The organism is Bartonella sp. ML69XJBT (assembly GCF_028618515.1).
In the GTDB taxonomy this organism is placed as follows: Bacteria; Pseudomonadota; Alphaproteobacteria; order Rhizobiales; family Rhizobiaceae; genus Bartonella.
In genome coordinates this window covers 1-20,598 of record NZ_JAQITB010000010.1, presented here as the reverse complement: position 1 = coordinate 20,598, position 20,598 = coordinate 1, and the positions used below count along the sequence as shown (strand labels likewise).

The following is a 20,598-nucleotide window of genomic DNA, read 5'->3' as shown; positions in this document are numbered from 1 at the left end:
ACTATTCTTTCGAGAAAAAACATAATAGGGCTTACAACGATATTTTTTAGCGCTGTCTACCCTTTATACTGTCAAGGCAAAACACTTTTTAATTATATACATTAGGACAGTATTGAATCTCCATACATAAAGAGAGCTCATCGGAAAAAACGCTATAAAAGAGATAAAAATATCTTCCTCTAAAGAGGAGATAAATAAAATATCATTCTACTGCAAACAATAGCGCAGCAACTGCACGATCTTCAGCCAACAAAACATTAAATGTACGCACAGCAGCCCCTGTACTCATTGTATCCGATGATATCCGTTTTTGCCATAAAAGCATCCGTAATTCTTCAGGTAATCGCAATAATTCAACTCCAGTACCTATGAGCAAAACCTCAATCTCAGATGCCTCTTCTAAAATTCGAGATATATCCTCTTTAGTGGGAATTGGTTCCCCCATGTCAATACCATAAATACCTGATGGAACACAAATAATAGATCCTTTATGGGACATATCAGCAAAACGAAATCCACCATTTCCATAAGCATCAATAGGTGCACGTCTTGGAAAATGAGCTTCACGGATTTGAATGGCATGAGACATCAAAAGTACCCTTTATTTTTGATAACTAATTGCATTTTTACTCTCACTTCTCAAAATCAGCAAAGGATCTGTAATAAATAGTACTAGAGTAATCATACCTCGCATAGCAATTGATGCATCTCTCATATAAACACTCTTCTGATCATACAGTAAGCACTCAATTGAAAATCTGTTTCTAGATTTTATAAAAGCTTATAACAAGATGCTATTAAATATCATATTCATTTCAATATATTTAGCTAAAACACTCTTTCAGACTATTCACTAAAAACAGATAACCTCTGTTCTCTTAAACAATAAACTTATTCAAAAAATAGGAAGATTGACTACAACACTTAGCAAATGAAATATTACTTTTTAAGTAGTCTTTCAATAATTCGCAGAAAATAAAGGGATTATGTTCATTTATCGACTACGAAACTGCCCATAAGCTGAATATTTTTTATACAGAAGTTATCCATTTTTATAAAAATACATTGTAGAATAACGTCATAAGCCGCAATTATATTTTAAGATTCACTTTCTTCTGATCCAGTTTTTTTCTCTTCAGTTACACTTACATTTTTCTTTATTTTAGTCTTAGATTTTTGTGGTGTTTTTGGTTTAGTATTCAATTTTGATTTTTTTTCCGCAATGGGTTCTCCTTTAACACGTACATCAGTTAATGTGGAACGGATAACCCGAACACGCATGTCATCACCAATCTCAACCTCTAATTCACCACTCTCATGGTAAACTTTTGTAACCTTGCCGATAATACCACCGCCCGTTATAACGGTATCACCACGGCGCACAGCATCAAGCATTTCCTGACGCTTTTTCATTTGTAGACGCTGTGGACGAATCATAAAAAAATACATAATTACAAAAATTAAAATGAATGGAACAAAGCTAACAAGTGAGGTCCCATTGGAAACACCGCCTGCAACTTGAGCATAAGCGTTACTAATAAACATTTTGATCTCCTATAGATAAACTTCAGGTAATTCCCACTCCATTAAAATAGACTTTTGGCTCAGAAAAAAAGCTCTCCCAGAGGAATTGTCATACAAAGCGATAACGACACAATGTAACCATAGCTTTATAGAAAGGAAATAAATCCTTAAAAGACAGAAGGCAACGAGAAAAAACTTTTCAGAAACAGATTTATTTTCTTCCTTTATATATCATACGCATCCTCATTAACGGAAGAATTAACGATATAAATCAATTGCATTATCTTTTAGCAAACTAAACTAACGACTCTTCTTCAATATATGATTTTTATATAATTTTCCCATCGAAATACTATTTCGTTTAAGAAAAAAAATTATTCTGTTTTCAAACTACGTAAACCATAGATTTTCAAAATGAATTAGTTTTCTAAATATTTGCTAGGGTTGACAGGTAATGAATTCTTACGCACCTCAAAATAAACGCGTGGCGTTTTAACATTTCCTGAAACACCAGATTTAGCAATCTCATCTCCACGCCGTACTCTTTGGCCCTTGCTCACAACAAGTTTACTGTTACATCCATAAATAGTAATAATATTGTTTTCATGTCGAATCATAACAACATTGCCTAGCTCTTTTAACCCATCACTTGCATAGATAACGACACCATTTTCCGCCGCCTTTACCGATGAACCTTCAGGCACAGCAATATCTATCCCTCTATTCGTTGCCGTTCCTTTCTTCTGACCAAACTGACTTAATAAACGCCCCCTTACAGGCCAACGCATCTTAGAAATTCCTGTGGCTTGCGGAGTCACAATATTATCCGTATTTGTAACAGCATTTGATAAATTCGTCTCATGACTGAATTGCGCCATCTGTTTAAAAGATTTTTTCTCAATACTTGAATTGTTCACCCTTGCAGAAGGAGAAGTTGTGACCGGCGCTTTATATGTAGGTGGAACCTTTCTCTGTCTTGTAGAAGTCATAACTTGAGACTGATATGAAGATTCTGCTGCTGATATTCCCTTATCATCATTATAGGTGTTTGAAGTTGCTAGTGTGCGCTTTCTTGGAACCACGAGTACTTGACCAATATAAATGGAATTATTGCTTATACCATTTGCTAATTTCAATGCTTCAACACTCACTCCTATTTGCCGTGCAATGCTTAACAGTGTATCGCCACTTTGAACAATATAAGAGTTTCGCCGGAAGACCGGAGAATTATCCATTTGTGAACGAGAAAGAGTTCCAAGATTGCGTGGCGGTGTCCCCATAATCCGGCTATCAGGAGACGTCCCTCCTTGTTGTGGAGAATCATACCCAGTATCATCACCTGTCCATGAAACACCACTCTGATCTACCGGAGGCAAATCGGTGCTTTGTATCATGCTACCATAGGGTGACGCTTGCGGATCTGCAGACATAGGTGTAAATATATTCGGGTGTGGTGATCCTGCGCGATGAGAGAAAATATTTGTAAAGCGCTGCGTACCAGAACTACACCCCGCAAAAATCATTATCATCGCTAAAAAAGCTATTCTTTGAAAATAACCAAAAAAAATACTATCCAAAACCTTGAACCACATAGTTTTGCCCACTCGTCAATACTCAACTCACTCTATTAAAGCTTTTTAATATTACCTAAGAGTTAAAATTCGATATTTTATTCATAAATATCTTTATAATAAGATCAAAATGAATTTATCGTAAAATAAAAAGGGAAAAGAGTTTGCACAGTATCTTAAACCTAAAAAATTAAAGTATTTCTGCAAGGCCTTTAATAAAAGGCTGATAACGCACTTGAAACATTTCTAAACACTCAAATTGGCTACCAATTTTCCTATAACGTGTCATCGTTTGTACCCCTTCGTCAGGTCCTATAGCTTGAATAAGAATCCCATTTTCAGCTAAAAGATTGAGAAACTCTTGGGGTTCATCTGAACGTGATGGCCAAATAAGAATACGATCAAATGATCCTAAACTTGTACCTGTGCAACTGCCGTCTATCTGCCGTATAACAATATTTTCGAGCCCTAAACTTTGAAATCTCTGACCTGCCAAATCAACCAATGTTTTATAACGATCAATTGTTGTCACGCGGTCACTCAGACATGCCATAAGAGCCGTACAAAAACCAGATCCTGTACCAATTTCTAAAACACGATGTTTTTTCTTCAACGATAAAGCAAAAAGAATTAAAAGCTGTTCTTCTAAACGCTCAATATATTCACCACACTCAATAGGAATAATTTTATTATCATAAGCACTGTTGAACCAAGAAGAAGCAACAAATTGTTGACGCGGAATTTTCTCAAATGCCGAAAAAAAGCGAACATCATCAATTCCTTTGCTACGCATTTTCAGCACAAGGCTGGCCAATTCCTCACGAAATCGTAAAATACTCTTTTGCCCCATAATGTCAGTCGTTCTCCAATGAAGTGGTACCCTTACCGTACTTACAACTCATTTTTTAAAATGGCAAAGCCTTGTGTTTACACGTCATCATCCCTCAGCAAGAAACATAGAGTGGTTCTTTTTTGTTATAAAATTAAGCGGTAATACAACGTAAGCCTTTCATATAGGGCTGTAGAACATCTGGAACAATAATTGATCCATCAGCTTGCTGATAATTCTCCAAAACAGCGATAAGACAACGTCCAATAGCTGTACCAGAACCATTAAGACTATGCACAAAGTGCAATGTTTTATCGCCTTCTCTACGATAGCGCGCATTCATACGTCGCCCTTGAAAATCTCCACAAACTGAACAACTGGAAATTTCACGATAACATCCTTGTCCTGGAAGCCAAACTTCAATATCATAAGTTTTACGTGCAGCAAATCCCATATCACCTGTAGAAAGAACCACCGTGCGAAAAGGCAAATCGAGGCGTTTCAACACATCTTCTGCACACTCTGTCATACGTTCTAGTTCCATTAAAGACTGCTCTTCAGTGGTAATGGATACCATTTCTACCTTCCAAAACTGGTGCTGACGTAACATCCCACGCGTATCACGACCTGCCGCACCTGCCTCCGAGCGAAAACAGGGCGTTAAAGAAGAAAACCGCAGTGGTAAATCTGACATTTCAAGAATTTCATTGTTCACCAAATTGGTTAACGGCACTTCTGCTGTAGAAATAAGCCATCGACCGTCTGTTGTCCGAAACAGATCATCAGCAAATTTTGGTAGCTGGGCTGCTCCGTAAACAATCTCATCACGAACAAGGAGAGGTATTGAAACTTCTGTATAACCATGCTCCTCAACATGCACATCAAGCATAAATTGACCTAATGCGCGTTCAAGCCGCGCCAAAGCTCCTGAAAGGACTGTAAAGCGCGCCCCTGATAAACGGCTTGCTCGTTCAAAGTCCATCTGTTCGAGATTTTGACCAAGATCAAAATGCTCCTTTGGTGTAAAGTCAAATGTTGGAGGTGTAGAAAAATGTCGAATAACAACATTATCGCTTTCATCTTTACCTTTTGGAACATCATCCAATGGAATATTTGGAAGTGCTGAAAGAGCCTCCTCAATACTTTCAGTCAAGCGCTTTTCTTCCACTGTAGCAGAAGAAAGAAAGGCTTTAATCTCTTCAACCTCCGCTCTCAAACGTTCAGCCATTTCTTGATTACATGCTGCTAAAGCTTGTCCTATTTCTTTTGAAGCTGCATTACGACGCTCCTGCGCAGACTGCACTTTGGCAACATGTAACCTGCGTTCAAGATCAAGTTTTATTAATCTTTCTGCATGCGGTTCAATGCCTCTATTTTCCAGTGCTTTATCTAATTTTTCAGGGTGTTCACGAATCCACTTAATATCAAGCATCAAAATTCCTCATTTACATCATTTCTATTCGTGCGCTATCACACAGGATATAAACTTCTCTTAAGAGATTTTTTTTCTCTTTTCTATACAGTAAGCAATTAAAATTGAAATCTCGTAAAGAGCTATCGTTGGTAAGGCTACTGCAAACATAGTAAAAAAATCTGATGGCGTTACTATCGCTGCAATTATAAAAGAGATAAGGATAGCCCACTTGCGTCTAGATACTAAACTATGAGAAGTTAAAAGTCCAACTTTCGTTAAAAGACTTGTCACAAGAGGTAATTGAAAAATCAAACCAAAAATGAGGATAAATGATATTATAAAGCTCAAATAGTCAGAAATACGGACGATAAACTCTATTCTTAAATGAACATCTGGAAGAAATTGCTGAGAAAGGCTAAACCAAAGCATTATTGGTGCTAACAGAGCATAAACAAATGCCCCTCCAATACAAAATAAAATCGGTCCGCCAATCAGAAATGGCAAAAAAGCCATACGCTCATTTTTATAAAGTCCTGGTGCGATAAAACTATAAAACTGAAAAGCTGTATAGGGAAAAGATAAAATAACTGCCCCAAAAGCCGCAAGTTTCATCTTTGCTAAAAAAGTTTCCCATACTTGTGTTGATTGCAAACGAATATTCTCAGGATTACCACCTGATATTTTCATTGCCCATTGATAAGGCCATATCAGAAAATTTAAAATGTAATCTTTGACAAGAAAACACAGAATAAAAGCTATCAAAAATGCAATAAGAGCAGCAATAATTCGCTGACGCAGTTCAATCAAATGTTCTAAAAGTGGAGCCATATTGTCATCAACTTCATCCTTCTTAATATTCATGACGACCCTCTCTCTCTTTGGAAATTAAAGAAATATTTCCATAACTATGAGAATCAACGGATGCGGTTAAATCTTCATTGGCTTTGTTTTGATCACATTTCAAAATTTCTTTCTCTGTTTTCAAATTATGGTGTGTTGTTTTTCCATCAAAATTATTGCGGATATCTTCCACTGCATCATGAATAGGATAAAAAGTCTCTGTCACCCTCCTGTTTAGATTAAGATCATTAATATCCGACAATGTCTTTTGTAACTCATCAAGCTCGGACTGTCTTATTGCATCATCAAACTGGTGACGAAATTCTTTTGCTGTTGAACGGACATAAGCTATTGCTCTTGCCATTGTTTTTAACATTTTAGGTAAATCTTTTGGTCCAACGACAACTATGAGAACAAGTAAGATCACGAGAAACTCTGGCCCATCAATCCCAAACATTGTTTATACTCGACTTTCTCATTCAAAAAGAATGTACAACTGCGATCACGTCTTTATCATTCTATATGCTGTTTTTTAGCGACAGATGTCTTTCCTCTTTGAGGGGAAGAAGAAGCTTTTTTACGCACTGCTGCACGCTTTACCGTTAATGGTTCAGATTGTTGAAACTCAACATCAATTGTTTTGGACGAATCTGCTATTTCATGCTTATCTTCGATAGCGTCCTCTTCTTCCCTCATATTTTTTTTGAAAGCTTTAATCCCCTTAGCAACATCACCCATTAATTCAGAAACCTTGCCACGCCCAAAAAGTACAAGGATAATTAACAAAATTACAATTAAGTGCGTTGGTGAAAAAATATTACCCATTACTTTCTCTCACTGCTTTTAAATTTGCGTTCATTTGTTTATGTTTATTCTGAAGAAATATATCAAATATACACCTCTCTTACTTGTATATTTTCTTTTCCAGTTAAAGGCAATCGTACGCTATTTATTGTAAACTCACTTTTTAACCTCTCGTCCATTTTTCTTAATTTATTATCATGAACCTCATAAAATTTAAATAATAAGCTGCTTTAAACAGAATTCAAAAAGGCTTGAAAACTCTTCTCTTAAAGCAACCTCATCGGATTTATCGGAGTGAAAAAACTTCTTGGAAGCACTCTATACACGCTCCAATGCTTTACCTTTTAAAATGGTGTCATCTGTACAATCATGCACATCTCTTGCAAACTACTATTACAATGAAGAGCACCATCACAACCTTCTGCAAAATTTTACGTATTCAATCTGAAAATTTTCCGAAAATGTAACCCTTGAAAGAGCTTTGATTGATACATCATCTGACACTCAAAGACCGTAAAAGTCTATCTTCTCACAAAAAATGTTCTCAATAGCTTTTTTATACAATATTGCCGAAACTCGATCATCGATTGCTTCATAGATAATATATGCTACCATTACAGTTGATAAATCAGCAAAATTTTAAAAAAGCATAAAATCGTATTTTTCTAAGATATCAAGCGATACTCACTCAGAATGCGTATCAGAAAGTGTTCGTCCATGTCTCACGAATATGTTTCATCACCAGTAAAACACCCCTATCAATAAACCTTTGAGCTGTCGTACGTCCTAAAGCTATAACTGTTTCTTTCTCCTTTAGATAAGCACGTATCCCGATAATATTATGTGTTCCTCTTGTAGGAATATCTAAAACAGGAAAACAACGAGCATTCATGCCAAATTTTATTAAATCAAAAGCATGAATGCGAGACAGATTCCATGTGCCATGAATTGCATTCTTTTGATTTTTTTATTTTATAAAGTTTCCTTAATGTTGTAGCAGCTGGATAGTGAGGTAACAGATGGTGTATTCTTTCCTCTTTTGATCAATAAAAATATCATCCCGTCCACTTACCTCACGCAAATGAAGTGATAGACGCCTTGATATCATCTGCTGCCCCTATATTGCGTGCGAACAGAATAACAGCCCAAGGTTTATGTTTCATAATGAAAGCTTCTCTTCATCTTTTACAAAAATACCGGAAATACCAACAATTATAGTTTTTATTTTGTTAAACACAGCTCATCTACCTCATATCAATTTTTAAAAGCTATATTTCAATATTATACATAACCTAATGATTTATCATACATACACGTGAAATTTGTGCTTTCACTCAATTAAATGCTGACAGGAGATGTTTTTCTACATATTATAACCGTGTTTTTGCTTTTTTCTCAAAGATTTATAGTAATTTTATTAAAACACGTTAGTCGTATTTTATCAGGCATTTTAAATATATCAATTTTTAACTCGTTGATAAATTCATTGTTCAACGTAAAAACTTATCTTTAAAATTTTAGTGATTTCCATTGCTGCTTCAGCTCATTTGTATCCTCTCTGATTTTCTTTGTAAGACAGCAATAATAAAAAAAATTCCTTCACAAAAATAAAGAATAAATGCTTGAAGTCTTTTCTCTCTTTCTTTCCGTATTCTGACAAAAAATTCGAAACCTTGGTGATTAATCCCCCTTCATACAAATTGTATGGATTACCAAAATAGAAAACATAATTGTAAGGCTATAACATTTATCTTTTCTAGTAGATGCATATACGACTTTTCGATTGCTTGACCTCTACAAAAGGATTTTTGTTGATATAAAACCATTATTTTATGTTAATAGAGAAATTGAGTAAGCAGTCATATACGGTAGAATTTATTCATGAATTATCGGCATATTTATCATGCTGGCAATTTTGCTGATGTCTTTAAACACATTATTGTCACCCGCATTGTAGAATATCTCAAACGCAAAGAAAAAGCTTTTCGCGTTATAGATACCCATGCTGGAATTGGCATATATGATCTTTCTTCTGTACAAGCATACAAAACTGGAGAGTGGCGTGAAGGTGTACAACGGCTTTTATCAACTCCTATTCCAGAAGATTTAAAAACACTCCTTTCTCCATGGTATAATATTATTGATTTACTTAATGAAGGAGAAAAAGAACTTCTCTTCTATCCTGGATCTCCTTTTGTTATTCGCCAATTATTGCGTAAACAAGACCGACTTACCGCAATTGAACTCCATGATGAAGATTATCGTATTTTAGCAAAAAATTTTGCCGGTGATTATCAAACAAAAGTCTTGCATTTAGATGGTTGGCTTTCTTTAAATGCGCACTTGCCACCAAAGGAAAAACGTGGATTTATCCTTGTTGATCCTCCCTTTGAAAAAACTGGTGAATTTGCCCGTCTGATTGACGGATTGATAAAAGCATATCGTCGTTTTCCTAGAGGAATTTATGCTCTATGGTATCCAGTTAAATACGACAAAGAAATTGAAAATTTTCTTCATGCACTTTATCAAACGGGAATCCCAAAAATTTTACAACTCGAAATGCGTGTTCGAAAAAATTCAATCCCACCCACAATGAATGGAAGTGGGATAATTCTTATCAATCCTCCTTATCTTTTGGAAGAAGAAATGAAAAAACTAACCCCGTTTCTTATTCATCGTCTTGGACAAGATAAACATGCAAGGATACTTCATAATTGGATCCAAAAAGAACATTCATTATGTTAGGTCTTTCATCTAAATTGCATTTTAAGTTAAATTTTTCTTGGTAAAAATCAAATTTCTTGCACTGCTTAAAAATCTTGCAATACCAAGGATCTTGGTTTTCTTGACCTTTTGAACTATATTATCTCTTAGTATACATCATGGTTAGCTGTGGGAATTTCATTTTTTCAACAAAACCTACTTTCATACTGATAAATAGTGTTGGAAAGTTTGTAAAATTGTTTTTAAAAAACGCCCTCTGTTTTATTGAAAAGTAATTACTCCAAAATTAAACGGTCTCATGTCATAATACGTTATTTATAGGAAATAATAACTACCATTACATAAATAATAGTCTTTTATGAATAAAAACACTTCATAAAATAAATAGAAAATGTTTCCGGATAAACTGAATGGTTCTGAAAAACGACACAGCTTTTCTCCAAAATGAAAGAGAAAATCTCTCTTTTCTCTCACCCATTATGTGGGACAATGCCAACCAAGAAAATGATACAAACCAATTGAAAGGTGCCAAACTCATACAAGAGTTTGTCAAACATCTTCCTCATAAGCCAGGGGTTTATCGAATGGTTGATGACAATGGTGATATCCTCTATGTTGGCAAAGCACGTAATCTCAAAAAACGCGTTTCAAACTATACGCGAGAACAAGGGCACAATAACCGTATTACCCGAATGATTCGTGCGACATCCCATATGGAATTTGTCGTTACCCATACGGAAACAGAAGCTCTGCTTCTAGAAGCTAATCTTATTAAAAGATTACATCCACGTTTTAATGTGTTACTGCGTGACGATAAAAGTTTTCCTTATATTATTATCACTGACGATCATCGCGCACCTGCACTTTACAAACATCGTGGTGCCCGAACAAAAAAAGCCCATTATTTTGGTCCTTTTGCCTCATCAAGTGCAGTAACACAAACAATCAATGTTTTACAACGCGCTTTTTTACTACGAACCTGTAGCGATTCGGTTTATGAAAACCGTACACGCCCCTGTTTGCTTTATCAAATTAAGCGATGTTCTGCACCCTGTACAGATGAAATTCGTATTGGTGATTACACTGTGCTGGTGAGAGAAGCAAAAGCTTTTCTTTCAGGAAAAAGCCAATCTGTTAAAAGTCATATGGTTCAAGCTATGCATAAAGCTGCAGAAAACCTTGATTTTGAACAAGCTGCTACCTATCGTGATCGCTTATCGGCTCTCTCTTACATACAAAGCCATCAAGGTATTAACCCTCAAACAATACAAGAAGCAGATGTCTTTGCAATTGCACAACGAGAAGGAGTGACCTGCATCCAAGTGTTCTTTTTCCGCATGGGACAAAATTGGGGAAACAGAGCCTATTTTCCTAAAGCAGATTCCTCTTTTTCTCGTTCTGAAATCTTAGAGAGTTTTCTTGCCCAATTCTACGATGATAAGCCACTTCCAAAACTGATCCTTTTATCTGAAGCAATAGAAGAACAAGCACTTCTTATGGAGGCATTCAGTCTCAAAGCAAATCGTAAAGTAATACTCTCTTTACCTAAAAAAGGTGAACGAAAAACTCTTATTCATCACGCTTCTATCAATGCTCATGAAGCACTTGGACGCAAACTTGCTGAAACAGCTACACAGACAAAATTGCTTCAGGGACTTGCCGAAATATTCCAAATGTCTCATACTCCTCGCCGTATAGAAGTCTATGACAATTCCCATATGATGGGAACAAATGCGATAGGTGCGATGATTGTTGCAGATCACAAAGGATTTATTAAAAATCAATATCGCAAATTCAATATTCGCTCGACCAATATCACACCTGGTGATGATTTTGCTATGATGAAAGAAGTCATTAAACGAAGATTTTCACGTCTTCTCAAAGAGCATGATCTGCCTCATACAGGCAGTGACATGAAAGAGCAAAGCGATGATTCTTCTCCTCTTTGGCCTGATCTTATCCTCATTGATGGTGGTGAAGGACAAATTAATAGTGTGCATACAGTACTCTCTGAATTAAAAATAGGCAACCTCATCACCGTTGTTGGAATAGCCAAAGGTGTAGACCGTAACGCTGGGCGTGAGCGGTTTTTTATCAAGGACAAAACACCCTTTACACTACCTCCACGTGACCCTATCCTTTATTTTTTGCAACGTCTACGCGACGAAGCACACCGTTTCGCAATTGGAACGCACAGAGCCAAACGAAAAAGAGCGACATTCAAAAACCCGCTTGATGAAATTGAAAATATCGGTCCAACAAGAAAGCGTGCATTGCTGCATCATTTTGGAAGTGCCAAAGCCGTAGCCGATGCTTCACTCGAAGACTTAACAAAAGTAATGGGAATTTCGGCCACCATTGCAAAAAAAGTTTATAACTATTTTAATGAAAAATAGGCTTGTTTCATAATATTCGCCTTGTTACCTTTATAAAATAAATCATATCTTACAAAGAATTGAAAATTGCTCTATGAAAAATCATACTTTTTCTTTTCCAAATATTCTCACTTATGCACGGATCATCGCGGTGCCAATGGTTGTTGCTTGCTTTTTTTTAGAAGGAAGGTTGCAATCAAGCGATATTGCACGTTGGACTTCTGTTTCTATTTTTGTTATTGCCTCTATTACTGACTTTCTGGATGGCTATCTTGCTCGGATTTGGGAACAGACATCCAATATTGGTCGCATGTTAGATCCCATTGCAGATAAGCTTCTCGTCTCTGCCTGTCTGCTATTGCTAGCCGCAGATAGTACGATTGCTGGATGGACATTATGGGCAGCGATTATTATTCTTTGTCGAGAAATTCTTGTATCAGGATTACGTGAATATTTGGCGGAATTGAAAGTGAGTGTTCCTGTTTCTCGTCTTGCTAAATGGAAAACTTTTGTACAAATGATAGCTATCGTTCTTCTCTTAGCAGGACCAGCTGGTAATAAAGTTCTCCCCTACACAGTAGAATTTGGCATTACTATGCTATGGATTTCTGCTCTTCTCACATTGTGGACAGGGTGGGATTATTTTCGTGCAGGCTTAAAACACGTTATCACATAAAAAAACAGTCCGTACCACGTACCTCAAAAAAACTACAAGCTTCATAAAAAGAATCCCGAAATAGACTATTTCGGGATTTTCTATTTATATGCTTTTATTAACCCACAATTTCCAATTCTGAAAACCAAAAGGCAATTTCTACTTTTGCGGTTTCAGGACTATCTGAGCCATGAACAGAATTTTCCCCAATAGACAAAGCATGGACTTTACGAATTGTTCCTTCTTGTGCATCCGAAGGATTTGTAGTGCCCATTATTTCACGGTTTTTAGCTATTGCATTTTCACCTTCTAAAACTTGCACAACTGTTGGACCAGAAGACATAAACTCAACCAATTCACTAAAAAATGGGCGTTCCCTATGAATAGCATAAAATCCTTCCGCTTCACGCCGACTCATCCATACACGTTTAGATGCAACAACACGCAATCCTGCATCCTCAAGCATTTTTGTAATTGCTCCTGTCAAATTACGACGCGTTGCATCTGGTTTAATCATCGAAAAAGTACGTTCTACAGCCATTTGACCACCTTTATATAACATTATCTGGCTGTTCTATAACGAGCAAGAAGCTCTTTGCCAAGGGACTGTAGAAAAATCTTCAATAGCAAATTTCAAAAACCTGTATTGGCTTGTGTGAATTTCAGTCAAGAATAGAAACATTTGTGGTACCTAATCTTTTTATAACAGTACCACTGCTCTTCTTATCATTTTGGATTGTTTGCATAATCTTAAATACTTCTCTCTAAAATTATCATTCAATAAGGGGAAAAATATAAGAAAAAACAACATATGATAATGATACCTCAACACCGCGCATCCCCCCCTCCCCCCATACACATGCAAAGAAAAATCTAAAAAATAAGCAGAAATTTAGAAGCTGTAGCGTAATCCTAAAATGCCCTGAAAGGACTGATTTGTCTTACGTCCTTTGACATAATGTGCCTGTGCATAAAGCTTTAAGTGATCACTGACTAAACTGCTTAAACCAATTCCTAATTTCCCTGCATTACCCGACAAATCTGTGGTAAATTGGTGCCCTTGATTAATCGTCGTATGGTTGTCATCTTTATACTCACGCAACCAACCAGCCGTAATGTAAGCTAGAGAGGAACCAATGGTTCCCAAACCAAATTCATATCCCAATGATAGACCAACCTCACTGCGCAGTGACGTAAATGGCTTGATATCACCCATCATGTCATTCGAAAGTTTAATTTCTTGACCTTTAACTTGCAACCATGTGAGGTGCCCATAAGGCTGTAGCCAACTGCTCGGAGACATTTTAACACGATAACCCGTTTCAAATGATGAGCCCACTGCCCACTGATCATAATTCCCTTCAATCGCTATACCATTCGTTGAAATAGCTTTCAGACTATTTTGATAACGATTATATTTGACAAGACCATCTAGATACCATCCACTATGATCAGAATAAGTGACATAAGCTCCAACGCCATAAGTATTGATACCACTCACACCACCTCGTGCATGCTCTACACGTGCTCTATCATAACTTCCAAAACCACCAATATAAACATCCCCATTCTCCCATTCGCTTAAACCATTGAGACCTAACACTATACCAGTTTGCTCAAGTTTAAAATCTATATGGTCTGTAACAATATTTTCTTTGCTTTTGATGGCATATGTCCAGAAAGCTGAATTTTTTTGACTTCTGTCTAAATCGCCTCTTCCCGCACGTACAGTTTGCAACTCATTATGAAAAATAACTGCTGGAGCCACAGACATGGACAACACAGCGTCCGTAGAAGGGGTGGTCAAAAAACGAGGCTTTGATATTTCCTCACCTGCTTGGGAAGAAATTTGATCCTGAACAGTTGGACGCAAAACCATTTGATCTGTTGTCAATGAAGCATCTGCTAAAACTGAAGCCTGTTGTTGTCCATCGAAAGGATGAAGCTGAGCTGCTGGAGGTAATGCCACACTAGCTCTATCTCTCTGAGATGAAGATACTGAAAATCCTGAAGCACTTTGTGCATCTTTTAAATGGCGTGGAGGACGCGGATTAGATACCTGTCTGTTGTTAGGCTTCCTAGGACCAGATCCTTTCCTCCGAGAAGAAGATTCTTGATGTGTCCTTGTCCCCGTATCAGTAGATAAAGATCTTGAAAAAGTAGTAACCTTTGATTTCTGTTTTGCGCACTGCCCCCCAGTACTCGAGCTTTCTGTATTTTCAGTACCCATGCCCAAATACCAAATTGTGAAATTACCGCTAGAACTAGCACATCTTTCTTTCTTATATAAAACATATATAAAAGTTCCACCATCAACAGCTTCTATTGCCGTACCAACACTATTTGCCAAAGTAAAATTTGCTTCTCCGTTTGGGCTTCTATCGGTAATTAATGGAATCTCAGTCCTTAAACCATTCCTCTGTGACAGAGCTCCTGTAATTTCACGACCTGTATCGGTAACACTTATTTTGTGATTACCAGCACCATTATCGATCAATAAGTAATCGCTACCACCTGTAGTATCTATGTTAAACCGAAAATGTAAATTCCCTGAAAGTTCTTCAACATGAAGTGACACATGTCGTGGATCATATGGCATAGAAGTAAAAATTATAGTCCCGTCATTACCACCTAAATTCTCAATTTCAATCTGCGGTTTCTCTCCTATATTTCGTTCACCAACCTCAAATATTGTTTCCTCAGGTCTGTCCTTTATAGGAATCTTTTGTTTAGTGATATGATTTGTCCTATCACCAGCAAACAAATAAAGTTCTCCGTTATTATTGACTCTTACTTCTCCAACCACTCTTAGAATACCAGTGTGAAACCATGAACGAGCAGAATTCATAATTGTTAAACTATCTACAAATCCATCAGGATATACAACTTGAGTAGCTTGATCCTTTAAGGTAGTATTGTATGATTCTCCTAATGCTAGGACATGCTGTCTACCATTTCCAGAAATCTCTGCATCCCTTGCTCTCCCCCCTTCTGTTCTTTTTCCCGCATAGAGATTTTGCTCTCCATTATTCCCAACTTTTGTATTCCAAGCCCACGCGCCATCATATATATTCTGCTGTCCTATCGCTCTACCACCACCAGTAACTGTAGCATCATAAGCACCGCTTTTCTTCTCTACACTTTCAAGATCTAAAATACTACTTTCTTCATGAACAAACTGTTTTCCACCCTCAATTTTAGTATTCATTGCAGTTCCCGCACGTGTAACTATTTGCATCCCCCCTTTTTTGACAGTGGCCCCTACAGAAGTTGCTCCATTATCAACAACCTCTACACCACCATCTTCAATCTTAATATTAGTGCTAATAGGTAATAATATAGTAATCAATGCAGAGCCTTTTGGTACCGTTCCTCCATTTTCCACATGTTCTATTCTATTTAGCTCTTCATTCCTTCTCTCAGATGCACTTGCAGATTGCACGAGACAAGTACTAATCAGCAATACCGAAAAACTCAATTTGTGTTTATTTTGCATCATCCACACTCCATTCTTAATCATTCAAAAAATACCCTGCTACCAAACAGCTAGCTCATTTTAGAATGTATCATAATGTGTTTTATTTATGTCTAAATGCAATTTATTGGCGTATATTTTATATATAAGCAACTATAAGTTGTATTCCTGTAAACCACAAGAAACTCTTTGCATCTGAAACTGTATAACTTCACACAATGCAAATTATGCCCTAAATACAAGGGCATAATTTGCAATACTTCTCATCATTGATAAAGCAAACGATATTACTTTTGAATAAAAGAAAGAATCATCATCGTCTCTACATTTGCAAAAGATTTCACTGAACACTGAACTGTTTAACTTACAAAACAATTCTATTTCTCAAGTGAATTAATAGCGTAAAACACATATTTTAGAAACTATAGCGTAATCCCAAAATACCTTGTAGTGACTGCTTAATCTTATGTCCTTTCAGATAATGTGCCTCCGCATAAAGCGTGAGTTTATCATTGACCAAACTGTTTACACCAATTCCAAGCTTACCCGCATTTCCTGACAAGTCTGTAATAAATTTATGCCGGTTATTAATTATCGTATGGTTATTATTTATATTCTCACGTAACCAAGCAGCTGTAATATAAGCTGTTAATGAAGTTTCTGCATTCACAATAAATTTATGCCCTGCCGTTAACCCAACTTCACTACGCAATGAAGTTGATGGACTTATATCAGCTGTCATGCCATTGGAAAGCGTGATTTTTTTGCCTTCAACCTGCGAACCTGTTAGTTTGATATAAGGTTGCATCCAAGTATTTTGTGCTGGCTCAAAATGACAGCCTATTTCAAATGATCCACCTATTGCCCATTGATTATAATTGCTTTGAATGGCTAAACCATTTGTTGAAATGGCTTTTAGACTATCTCGGTAATAATTATATTTCAAAACGCTATCTAAATACCATCTATGATGATCAAAATAAGTTGCGTAAGCACCAATGCTATAAGTATTTAAATTGCTATCACCACCCCGTTTATGCGCGACACTTGCTCGATCATAACTGCCAAAACCACCAACATACAAATCTCCATGTGTGAGTTCGTTCAACTGATCAACACCAAACACGAAACCTGTCTGCTCAAGCTTAAAATTTGTATGACCGCTAGCAATACGCTCTCTGCTCTTGATCGCATAAGCCCATAAATCTGTATTTTTTCTGTTTTGGTCTAGAACTCCTCTCGCCGTACGTACAATTTCCAGCTCATTGTTAAAAATCAGTCCAGGAGCCACTGCTGTAGAAAGCACAGCATCAACTGAAGGCGTTGTTGATGAACCAGGATATGATGGATCTGTTGGATCAGGAAGAGAAGATTCTGGTCCACTTAGTCGGTTGGCAGATAAAAACCAAGTTTTGCCCTTTTCATCTTTTCTCTGTTTCAAATCATACATATAGGTCCCTCCATCAACAGCATGAATGTCTTCACCAGAGAGATCTGTCAGAGAAAAATGTGCTCCACCGCTTTGATCCATAATTAAATCACGCTTATTTGAAAAAGGATCCGTGATTTCCACTCCAGAATCCGCAACACTTATTGTATGATTCCCTTTACCATTCTCAATGAGGAGATAATCACCTCGATTATGTGCAATTGTAGTATTCAATGCGAAATGTAAGCTACCCGAAAGATTATTAACATGAAGCTGTGAGTAATACGGATCAGAGCCAGTAAAAGCAAAAATAACACTCCCCTCACCGGTTAATTTTTCAATCAGAGAGCTTTTGCCATCAAACTCATCTGTGATCGCGTACAGCTTTGTATCTTGTCCATTTAAAATGATATCTTCTACTGTGGTATGATGCTGATCATTTCCAGCATAAAGGTGGAGTTGTCCAGAATGGTTTAGTAATGTTTTACCTTCTAGTGTTGCTCCAGCATGTACGAACGATTTTGCTTCATCATTTACTGTTAGATTTTTTACAGATCCATCAGCATATATTTCTTGAAGAGCAGTCTCGTTTAAAGTAACATTAACAGCTTTTCCTCCTTCTAAGATACGCTGTTTACCACCACCAAGAATTTGTATATCAAATGCAGTACCACCATTTTTTGCATTTTGAGATTTTTTTGCAATCTCTTGTATGCCACCTCTCATAACTTTCGTATTCCAAGTTACCCCCCCATCATAGACCTTTTGTTGCCCAAATGTCTCGCCTTGACCATAAATGACCGTATTAGAAGCACTACTCTCCTTAATTTGTCCCTCAACATCTCCCTCCCCAAAAACAAGCTGCTCACCTCCATAAATTTTAGTCCCCTCTACTTTTCCTCCATTGCCAACGCTTTGCTGCCCTCCTTCTTTAACAACAGCATTTTTTGAAAAGCCTTGTTTTCCCTTTAAAGCCTGAACACTTTCAGTTCCACCATGCTCAATATTGCTATTCTCACTAAGACCGCCGGCATAAACATAAATCTCTGCACCATTTTTTGCTGTATTATTGATAGACCGCCCTGGATCATCTCTCTCTCCATCATTCGAAATGTAGGCTTTGCCATCATTATCGAGTACAAAATTTTCCAGAAGAGCTCCATCCCTAATAAAAATAAGTTCAGGCTTTTTAAACGTCGCAATATTGCTTCCTTGCATATTCTGTCCAGCGTTGATACCATTATCGCTATTAAGCTCCTGCAATTTACTAAGCAATATTTCAGTACTTTTACCCGTGGTAATGCCATTTAGTTTTTCAAAAAATCCTGATTTATCGAACGCCTCTACAACAACATTGTTTCCAGATGTCCTGACTTTTATACACTCTCCTGTTCTTACACCTTCATTATGGTAGATATGAGAGATTTTCTCATTTTTATAGCTTGAAGGTTGACAAAAAAGTCGTTCCCCCCCCTCACTTGCAGCAGCCATTTGCACAAAACAACTGCATAATATGAGCCCCCAATAACTTCTTTTCCACTTATATTGCATAATTATATCCTCCCCCTTCACGCCTGAGCAGACATCAAGTGTAATTAGCTCTGCAAAATATATTTTCAACCTAAAGTTGTAATAATTCTCTTGAATATTCCCTTTGCACCCGCAAGAAATGACTCTTTATATTCTTTAAATGCTTTTTCATTGAGAGCACAAAAAGTCTCTTCTATTACTTTTTGTATTTTTCAGAGGTTCCTTACAAAATAGAAAAAACAAAAGATACCCTACACCATTAAAGAGCATAACTGATCCGAAAGATGCATCAATATTTTTCAAAAATTGTTCTCCGATTATACATCAGATCTTTCATGTTAAAACACATATTTAGAAGCTGTAGCGTAATCCTAAAATCCCCTGAAAGGACTGATTTGTCTTACGTCCTTTGACATAATGTGCCTGTGCATAAAGCTTTAAGTGATCACTGACTAAACTGCTTAAACCAATTCCTAATTTCCCTGCATTACCCGACAAATCTGTGGTAAATTGGTGCCCTTGATTAATCGTCGTATGGTTGTCATCTTTATACTCACGCAACCAACCAGCCGTAATGTAAGCTAGAGAGGAACCAATGGTTCCCAAACCAAATTCATATCCCAATGATAGACCAACCTCACTGCGCAGTGACGTAAATGGCTTGATATCACCCATCATGTCATTCGAAAGTTTAATTTCTTGACCTTTAACTTGCAACCATGTGAGGTGCCCATAAGGCTGTAGCCAACTGCTCGGAGACATTTTAACACGATAACCCGTTTCAAATGATGAGCCCACTGCCCACTGATCATAATTCCCTTCAATCGCTATACCATTCGTTGAAATAGCTTTCAGACTATTTTGATAACGATTATATTTGACAAGACCATCTAGATACCATCCACTATGATCAGAATAAGTGACATAAGCTCCAACGCCATAAGTATTGATACCACTCACACCACCTCGTGCATGCTCTACACGTGCTCTATCATAACTTCCAAAACCACCAATATAAACATCCCCATTCTCCCATTCGCTTAAACCATTGAGACCTAACACTATACCAGTTTGCTCAAGTTTAAAATCTATATGGTCTGTAACAATATTTTCTTTGCTTTTGATGGCATATGTCCAGAAAGCTGAATTTTTTTGACTTCTGTCTAAATCGCCTCTTCCCGCACGTACAGTTTGCAACTCATTATGAAAAATAACTGCTGGAGCCACAGACATGGACAACACAGCGTCCGTAGAAGGGGTGGTCAAAAAACGAGGCTTTGATATTTCCTCACCTGCTTGGGAAGAAATTTGATCCTGAACAGTTGGACGCAAAACCATTTGATCTGTTGTCAATGAAGCATCTGCTAAAACTGAAGCCTGTTGTTGTCCATCGAAAGGATGAAGCTGAGCTGCTGGAGGTAATGCCAC

Annotated in this window: 16 protein-coding genes; 3 read left to right on the top strand and 13 right to left on the bottom strand. The window is 37.0% G+C overall.

What is annotated here, in order from left to right; genetic code table 11:
- Window positions 1–202: 202 nt before the first annotated feature.
- The 9 genes from PVV68_RS04810 to PVV68_RS04770 form a co-directional block, all read right to left on the bottom strand.
- Window positions 203–589, bottom strand: a complete 387-nt coding sequence (locus PVV68_RS04810; RefSeq protein ID WP_273720812.1) for an Mth938-like domain-containing protein — start codon at window positions 587–589, stop codon at window positions 203–205.
- A gap of 509 nt (window positions 590–1,098) precedes the next feature.
- Window positions 1,099–1,545: a preprotein translocase subunit YajC gene (gene yajC, locus PVV68_RS04805; protein WP_273720811.1), complete on the bottom strand. Its 447-nt coding sequence runs from the start codon at window positions 1,543–1,545 to the stop codon at window positions 1,099–1,101.
- 398 nt (window positions 1,546–1,943) lie between these two features.
- Complete coding sequence (locus tag PVV68_RS04800) at window positions 1,944–3,116, bottom strand: M23 family metallopeptidase (protein ID WP_273720810.1); 1,173 nt, start codon at window positions 3,114–3,116, stop codon at window positions 1,944–1,946.
- Between the two features lie 169 nt (window positions 3,117–3,285).
- Window positions 3,286–3,945 (bottom strand): protein-L-isoaspartate(D-aspartate) O-methyltransferase, encoded by a 660-nt coding sequence (locus PVV68_RS04795; RefSeq protein WP_273720809.1) that lies wholly within the window; start codon window positions 3,943–3,945, stop codon window positions 3,286–3,288.
- Window positions 3,946–4,078: 133 nt separating this feature from the next.
- Window positions 4,079–5,356, bottom strand: coding sequence for a serine--tRNA ligase (serS, locus tag PVV68_RS04790; protein ID WP_273720808.1), 1,278 nt, complete (start codon window positions 5,354–5,356; stop codon window positions 4,079–4,081).
- Window positions 5,357–5,416: 60 nt separating this feature from the next.
- Entirely contained in the window at window positions 5,417–6,199 is a 783-nt protein-coding gene (gene tatC / locus PVV68_RS04785; RefSeq protein ID WP_273720807.1) for a twin-arginine translocase subunit TatC, read from the bottom strand.
- Window positions 6,189–6,635 carry a Sec-independent protein translocase protein TatB gene (gene tatB / locus PVV68_RS04780; RefSeq protein WP_273720806.1) on the bottom strand — a complete coding sequence of 149 codons (447 nt, stop codon included), beginning with the start codon at window positions 6,633–6,635 and terminating at the stop codon, window positions 6,189–6,191. Before tatB ends, tatC begins: the two co-directional genes overlap by 11 nt.
- 56 nt (window positions 6,636–6,691) lie before the next feature.
- Window positions 6,692–7,003: a twin-arginine translocase TatA/TatE family subunit gene (tatA, locus tag PVV68_RS04775; protein ID WP_273720805.1), complete on the bottom strand. Its 312-nt coding sequence runs from the start codon at window positions 7,001–7,003 to the stop codon at window positions 6,692–6,694.
- A 679-nt stretch (window positions 7,004–7,682) separates the two neighbouring features.
- Window positions 7,683–7,874, bottom strand: coding sequence for a hypothetical protein (locus PVV68_RS04770; protein WP_273720804.1), 192 nt, complete (start codon window positions 7,872–7,874; stop codon window positions 7,683–7,685).
- A gap of 989 nt (window positions 7,875–8,863) precedes the next feature.
- Between PVV68_RS04770 and PVV68_RS04765 the strand changes: the two genes are divergently transcribed.
- From PVV68_RS04765 to pgsA, 3 genes are all read left to right on the top strand, one after another.
- Entirely contained in the window at window positions 8,864–9,727 is an 864-nt protein-coding gene (locus PVV68_RS04765; protein ID WP_273720803.1) for a 23S rRNA (adenine(2030)-N(6))-methyltransferase RlmJ, read from the top strand.
- A 389-nt stretch (window positions 9,728–10,116) separates the two neighbouring features.
- A complete protein-coding gene (uvrC, locus tag PVV68_RS04760) occupies window positions 10,117–12,102 on the top strand; it encodes an excinuclease ABC subunit UvrC (protein WP_273720802.1) in 1,986 nt (661 codons plus the stop codon).
- Between the two features lie 73 nt (window positions 12,103–12,175).
- On the top strand, window positions 12,176–12,757 hold the full coding sequence (gene pgsA, locus PVV68_RS04755) for a CDP-diacylglycerol--glycerol-3-phosphate 3-phosphatidyltransferase (RefSeq protein ID WP_273720801.1): 582 nt from the start codon (window positions 12,176–12,178) through the stop codon (window positions 12,755–12,757).
- A 97-nt stretch (window positions 12,758–12,854) separates the two neighbouring features.
- Here the strand turns inward: pgsA and ndk are convergent, their stop codons facing one another.
- The 4 genes from ndk to PVV68_RS04735 form a co-directional block, all read right to left on the bottom strand.
- Window positions 12,855–13,277 carry a nucleoside-diphosphate kinase gene (ndk, locus tag PVV68_RS04750; RefSeq protein ID WP_273720800.1) on the bottom strand — a complete coding sequence of 141 codons (423 nt, stop codon included), beginning with the start codon at window positions 13,275–13,277 and terminating at the stop codon, window positions 12,855–12,857.
- Window positions 13,278–13,628: 351 nt separating this feature from the next.
- Window positions 13,629–16,232: a BafA family autotransporter gene (gene bafA / locus PVV68_RS04745; RefSeq protein ID WP_273720849.1), complete on the bottom strand. Its 2,604-nt coding sequence runs from the start codon at window positions 16,230–16,232 to the stop codon at window positions 13,629–13,631.
- A gap of 394 nt (window positions 16,233–16,626) precedes the next feature.
- Window positions 16,627–19,191, bottom strand: coding sequence for a BafA family autotransporter (bafA, locus tag PVV68_RS04740; RefSeq protein ID WP_273782692.1), 2,565 nt, complete (start codon window positions 19,189–19,191; stop codon window positions 16,627–16,629).
- A gap of 330 nt (window positions 19,192–19,521) precedes the next feature.
- A partial coding sequence (locus tag PVV68_RS04735; protein ID WP_273720798.1) for an autotransporter outer membrane beta-barrel domain-containing protein occupies window positions 19,522–20,598 on the bottom strand: 1,077 nt, incomplete at its 5' end.